3 protein-coding genes are annotated in these 6049 nt (G+C 65.0%); 2 read left to right on the forward strand and 1 reads right to left on the reverse strand.

What is annotated here, in order from left to right; translation table 11 throughout:
* Nucleotides 1–181: 181 nt before the first annotated feature.
* Nucleotides 182–766 (reverse strand): TetR/AcrR family transcriptional regulator, encoded by a 585-nt coding sequence (locus WMO64_RS16845; RefSeq protein WP_294521466.1) that lies wholly within the window; start codon nucleotides 764–766, stop codon nucleotides 182–184.
* A 181-nt stretch (nucleotides 767–947) separates the two neighbouring features.
* Here WMO64_RS16845 and WMO64_RS16850 point away from each other — a divergent pair, with 181 nt between their 5' ends.
* Together WMO64_RS16850 and WMO64_RS16855 are read left to right on the forward strand one after the other, a co-directional pair.
* Nucleotides 948–1649, forward strand: a complete 702-nt coding sequence (locus WMO64_RS16850) for an ABC transporter ATP-binding protein (protein ID WP_148319941.1) — start codon at nucleotides 948–950, stop codon at nucleotides 1647–1649.
* A gap of 34 nt (nucleotides 1650–1683) precedes the next feature.
* Complete coding sequence (locus WMO64_RS16855) at nucleotides 1684–5802, forward strand: FtsX-like permease family protein (RefSeq protein WP_349232744.1); 4119 nt, start codon at nucleotides 1684–1686, stop codon at nucleotides 5800–5802.
* The last annotated feature ends 247 nt before the right edge of the window (nucleotides 5803–6049 follow it).

Here is a 6049-nt window from a genome sequence, read left to right on the forward strand (position 1 = left end):
CCGTCGCAGGTTCCGCATCCCTCGTCCCGCCGCAAGCGGCAGGACTCACCCGCTCCACTGCTCCGGCTCTCCCCACGAAAGGCATTCCGCCTTCCGTGGGGCACCCATTTTCGCTTCGCTGGGCTCGTGCGGGGGCCCCGAGAGGCAGCCACCTTCCCCCCAGGGGGAAGGCTTTTTGCTCTCACCGGGGCTGGTTGAGACCCTCGATGCCCCGGACGATCATGGCCTCGGACAGGGCGGCCAGCTCCTCGGGGGTCTCCTTCCGGTCCCCCTCCAGCCAGCTCTGGATGAGCCCCACCACGCCCCCCACCAGAAAGGCCATGCAAAAGGCCTGTTCCCTGGGGTTGTCGAACCGGTAGAGCCGCCCCCACTCCAGGCTCACCCGCTCCGCTACCATGGACTTCAGCTTCTCCAGGAACCGGGTGTCCCGCTCCCGGTCCAGCAGAGCCGTGGACACGTCCCCGTACCGCCGCAGGAATTCAAACACATCCCGCAGAATGGGCCGCAGGCCCTGCCTGAGGGCGTCGGCGGGATAGGCGTGGAGCAGATCGCTGAACTCCTGGAACATCTCGTTCTCCAGCTGCTCCACCATGTCGAAAATGTCCTTGTAGTGGCTGTAAAACGTGCCCCGGTTCACGTCGGCCAGCCGGGTCAGCTCGGTGACCGAGATCTCGTTGACCGGTTTGGTCTTCAGCAGCTCGGTCAGCGCCGCGCGCAGCATTGCCTTGGTCCGTCTGACCCGACGGTCCCCCTGTTCCTCTGCCATGGCAGTTCCTCCTTCAACAGCTTTTTGCTCATCTGTATGATAACCAACACTTATATATGGCCTTGTCTCATTTCGTACGGAGACGGGCCGATCTGCCCATTGCAACAAACCTTAAATCCAATATAATATAATTAAGTCGATAAATCAACACCTGTCTAATAATACACACGAGGTGGAAACCATGGCATATATTTCCCTGGAACACGTGGTCAAGCGGTATCAGATGGGCGAGGTGGTCATCACCGCCGTGCGGGATATCTCCTTTGAGATCGAAAAGGGGGAATTCTGCATCATCGTGGGCCCCTCCGGCGCGGGCAAGACCACGGTGCTCAACATTCTGGGCGGCATGGACGAGTGCGACGAGGGCACCATCCTGGTGGACGGGCAGAAGGTGTCCGATTACAGTCAGAAGGAGCTGACCACCTACCGGCGGTACGACATTGGGTTCGTGTTCCAGTTCTACAACCTGGTGCAGAACCTGACCGCCCTGGAGAACGTGGAGCTGGCCGCCCAGATCTGCCGCAACCCCCTGGACGCGGTGGACGTGCTGAAACACGTGGGCCTCTCTGAGCGGATGGACAATTTCCCCGGCCAGCTCTCCGGCGGCGAGCAGCAGCGGGTGGCCATCGCCCGTGCCCTGGCCAAGAACCCCAAGCTGCTGCTGTGCGACGAGCCCACCGGCGCCCTGGACTACGTCACTGGCAAGCAGATCCTCAAGCTGCTCCAGGACACCTGCCGCAAGCAGGGCATGACCGTGGTGGTCATCACCCACAACACCGCCCTCACCCCCATGGCCGACCGGGTCATCCACATCAAGAACGGCACCGTGGCAGCCGTGGAGCGCACCGACCACCCCACCCCGGTGGAGGAAATCGAGTGGTAATCCTCTGAACCCCGCGAAAGGAGGGGATTTTCCCATGAGACCCAAGCACAACCGCCTGATTACCGACGCACTGCGGGAGATCGGCAAGACCAAGAGCCGGTTTCTCTCCCTGCTGCTGCTGTCCGCCCTGGCGGTGGCCTTTCTGTCCGGCCTGCGCACCACCGCCCCCGTGATGGAGCACACCGCCGACGGATATTATGACAGCCACAACCTGATGGACATCCATGTGCTGTCCACCCTGGGCCTGACTGACGACGACATCAACTACCTGTCCTCCCTGGAGGACATCTCCGCCGCCGAGGGGGCCTACACCGCCGACGGCATCCTCCACCTGGAGAGCAACGACCTGGTGGTCAAGCTGGTGTCCCTGTCGGAGCAGGGCATCAACTCCCCCGAGCTGGTGGAGGGCCGCCTGCCCCAGGCGGACGACGAGTGCCTGGTGGAGCCCAAGCTGCTGGAGGAGGCCGGGCTGTCCATCGGGGACAAAATCTCCTTCGACACCGGCACCGGGGACTACGAGGACGCCCTGGCGGTGGAGGAATTCACCATCGTGGGCACCGCCAACTCCCCCCTCTACCTGTCCACCGACCGGGGCACCTCCTCCCTGGGCACCGGCAGGGTCAACGGCTTCGTGCTGCTGCCCATGGGCGCCTTCGACATGGAGACCTACACCGACGCCTATCTGACGGTCACCTGGGCCAAGGACCTGTACTGCTACGACGATGAATACGGCGACCGGATGGACGCCCTGTTGGATTCCCTGGAGCCTGTGGGCGATGAGCGGGCGGGCCTGCGGTATGACGAGGTCATCGACGAGGCCAATCAGAAGCTCTCCGACGCCCAGAAGGAGTACGACGACGCGGAGGCCGAGGCCAACCAGGAGCTTGCCGACGCCCGGCAGGAGCTGGACGACGGCTGGGCGGAGTACTACGACGGCCTGGCCGAGTACCAGGACGGTCTGGCGACCTATGAGCAGGAGTCGGCCGACGCCTGGCAGCAGATCGCCGACGCGGAGGCCGACCTTCCCGAAGCTCTGAAGGAGCTGGAGGACGGCGAGCAGGACTACGCCGACGGCGTGCAGAAGATGGCCGACGGCAAGGCCGAGTACTGGGACGGCCTGAAGGATTGGCAGGACGGCAAGGCGGAGTACGACCAGGGGTACCAGGACCTGGTGGACGGCGAGGCCGAGTACCAGGAGAACTACAAGACCCTCTCCGAGGCCCAGCAGGAGTATGACGAGGGCTGGCAGGAGTACCAGGACGGGCTGGTGGCCCTGGAGGACGGCGGCGGCCAGCTGATGGCCGCGGAGGCGGAGCTCTCCGACGCGCTGGCCCAGCTTCAGGACGGCGAGGCCCAGCTCTCCGCCGGTCAGGCCCAGCTGGAGGCGGCCAAGGCCGCCCTGTCCCAGGCCAAGACCAACCTGAACGCCCAGCTGGACACGCTGGGCGGCGTGATGGCCATGCTCAGCCCGGGCACCGCCCTGACCAGCGCCGGGGCCATCCTCAGCCCGGACACGGCGTGGACCCAGACCGACGGCCAGGTGCTGGCTATGCTGCTCACCGCCGACCAGGACGGCCTGACCAGCTGGGTCATGGGGCTGGTCATGTCCGGCCAGATGACCATGCAGCAGGCCCTGGCTCTCCAGGAACAGCTCACCGGTATGGCGGGGACCTCCCTCACCGGTCAGTTCCAGGACATGGTGGACCAGGGGCTCATGACCCAGGACCAGGCCGACGGCCTGACCGCCCAGCTGACTGCCGCCCTGACGGCGGCGGCCGGGGGCGTGGACGGGGAAGGCAATCCGGTGTCCCCCGACCCGGAACCTTTGAAGTCCTTTTTCAGCCAGAGCATCCCCGGTCTCTTTTCCGCCGGCGAGGCGGAGATCGCCTCCGGCGAGGCCCAGCTCTCCTCCTCCGCCGCCCAGCTCTCCGACGGCTGGCGGCAGTACAACGAGGGCAAGGCGGAGGTGGACCAGGCCCGGGCCGAGTTTGAGGACGGCGTGAAGCAGTCCCAGGAGGCGGAGCAGACCCTGTTCGAGTCCCGTGTGCAGCTGGAGGACGGCTGGAAGCAGCTTGCCGACGGCCGCAAGGAGCTGGACGACGGCTGGAAGGAGGCCGCCGAGGGCCAGAAGGAGCTCTCCGACGGCTGGGCCGAGCTGGAGGACGCCAGGCAGGAGATCCTGGACGGCGAGGCCGAGCTCTCCGACGCCCGGGCCGAGCTGGACGACGGCTGGCAGCAGTACTATGACGGCGTGGCGGACCTGGAGGAGGCCAAGGACACGGTGCCCGGCGAGCTGGCCGACGCGGAGCAGGAGCTCAAGGACGCCAAGCAGGAGCTGGACGACGGCTACCAGGAGCTGCTGGACGGCGAGCAGGAGTACGCCGACGGCAAGGCCGAGGCGGACAAAAAGCTGTCCGACGCCCGGCAGGAGCTCAACGACGCCCGCCGTGAGGTGTCCGAGATTGAGGACTGCAAGTGGTACATCCTGGGCCGGAACACCAACGTGGGCTATGTGTCCTACCAGCAGGACGCCGAGCGCATGGGCAATCTGGCCAGCGTGTTCCCCCTGATTTTCTTCCTGGTGGCGGCCTTGGTGTGCCTGACCACCATGACCCGCATGGTGGAGGACCAGCGGGTGGAGATCGGCGGCCTGAAGGCCCTGGGGTACAGCCGCAGCGCCATCGCCCTGAAGTACGTGGGGTACGGGTTCCTGTCCTCCTTCTTCGGGGGATTGCTGGGCCTGGCCCTGGGCGTGACCATCATCCCCACCATCATCTTCAACGCCTGGAAGGTGCTCTACACCGTGGGGGACATGGAGCTCTTCCTGCTGCCTGAGGTGGCGCTGCTCTCGGTGGGCGCGGCGGTGCTGTGCGTCACCGGCACGGCCCTGGCCACCTGCTTCGCCGCCCTCACCGCCGTGCCCGCCCAGCTCATGCGGCCCAAGAGCCCCAAGCCCGGCCGCCGGGTGCTGCTGGAGCGGATCCGCCCGGTGTGGAAGCGGATGTCCTTCACCTGGAAGGTGACCATGCGCAACCTGTTCCGGTACAAGAAGCGGTTCTGGATGACCGTCATCGGCATCGGCGGGTGCACCGCCCTCATCATCACCGGCTTCGGCGTGCGCAACTCCCTGTACGACGTGTTTGACAAGCAGTACGACGAGATCACCCCCTACAGCGCCCAGGTCAGCCTGATGGACAACGTCACTGACGACGAGCTGACCGAGATCTCCGCCGTGCTGGACGGCTGCTCTCTGGTGTCCGAGTGGATGCCCGTGTCCAACCAGCCCATCACCGCCGAGAGCGGCAGCCGCAGCCTGGACAGCAACGTGTACCTGTTCACCGTGTCCGACCAGGAGCGGTTCAGTGACTTCATCCACCTGCGCCACCGGCTGGACAGCGACCCGGTGACCCTGCCGGAGGAGGGCGCAGTCATCACCGAAAAGCTGGCCACCCTGCTGGACGTGAAGGTGGGCGACACCATCACCCTGGTGGACGGGGACAACCGCCGGGCCCAGGTCACCATCACCGACCTGACGGAAAACTATGTGTTCCACTACGTCTACATCACCGAGGAGTGCTATGAGTCCCTCTTCGGCCAGACCTCCGAGATCAACAGCCTAATGGTCACCTACACCGAGGACACGGAGGAGAACTCCGACACGGTGGCCGAGCAGCTCATCCCCCTGTCCGGCGTGTCGTCGGTCAGCCGCATCGAGAGCACCAAGAACACCTTCATCGAGGGCATGAAGGGCGTGGACTACGCCGTGGTGGTCATCACCGTGTCCGCCGCCGCCCTGGCCTTTGTGGTGCTCTTCAACCTGACCAACATCAACATCACCGAGCGGCTGCGGGAGCTGGCCACCCTTAAGGTCCTGGGCTTCTACACCGGCGAGCTCAACGCCTACATCTACCGGGAGAACATCTTCCTCACCATCTTCGGCATCCTGCTGGGCCTGGTGCTGGGCAAGTTCCTCCACCAGTGGCTTATCATCACCGTGGAGATCGACATGGTCATGTTCGGTCGGGACGCGGGCGTCATGAGCTACGTGTACGCCGCCGCCCTCACCGCCCTGTTCTCCTTCCTGGTCAACGTGTTCTCCAGGACAAAGCTGAAAAAGATCGATATGGTGGAGTCCCTCAAGACCGTGGACTGAGGGAACTCCTGCGGACGCAGCAGCGGGCGGGGCAAATGCCCCGCCCGCTGTTTTTTTATTTGCTGCGCCCCCAAGCCTTCCCCCTGGGGGGAAGGTGGCTGCCTCTCGGGGCCCCCGCACGAGCCCAGCGAAGCGAAAATGGGGGCCCCGCGGAAGGCGGTACGCCTTCCGTGGGGAGAGGAGCCGCAGCGAAATGAATGAGCTTTCCCGCTCTGCGGGGAAGCGAACGATATGAAGCTTGCGGCGA

The sequence above is a fragment of the Pseudoflavonifractor intestinihominis genome, assembly GCF_040096055.1.
Lineage (GTDB): Bacteria > Bacillota > Clostridia > Oscillospirales > Oscillospiraceae > Pseudoflavonifractor > Pseudoflavonifractor intestinihominis.

What these genes read in the sequence shown, in the direction of transcription:
- WMO64_RS16845 (WP_294521466.1), bottom strand. Translation starts at nt 766, where the DNA reads ATGGCAGAGGAACAGGGGGACCGTCGGGTCAGACGGACCAAGGCAATG.
- WMO64_RS16850 (WP_148319941.1), top strand. Translation starts at nt 948, where the DNA reads ATGGCATATATTTCCCTGGAACACGTGGTCAAGCGGTATCAGATGGGC.
- WMO64_RS16855 (WP_349232744.1), top strand. Translation starts at nt 1,684, where the DNA reads ATGAGACCCAAGCACAACCGCCTGATTACCGACGCACTGCGGGAGATC.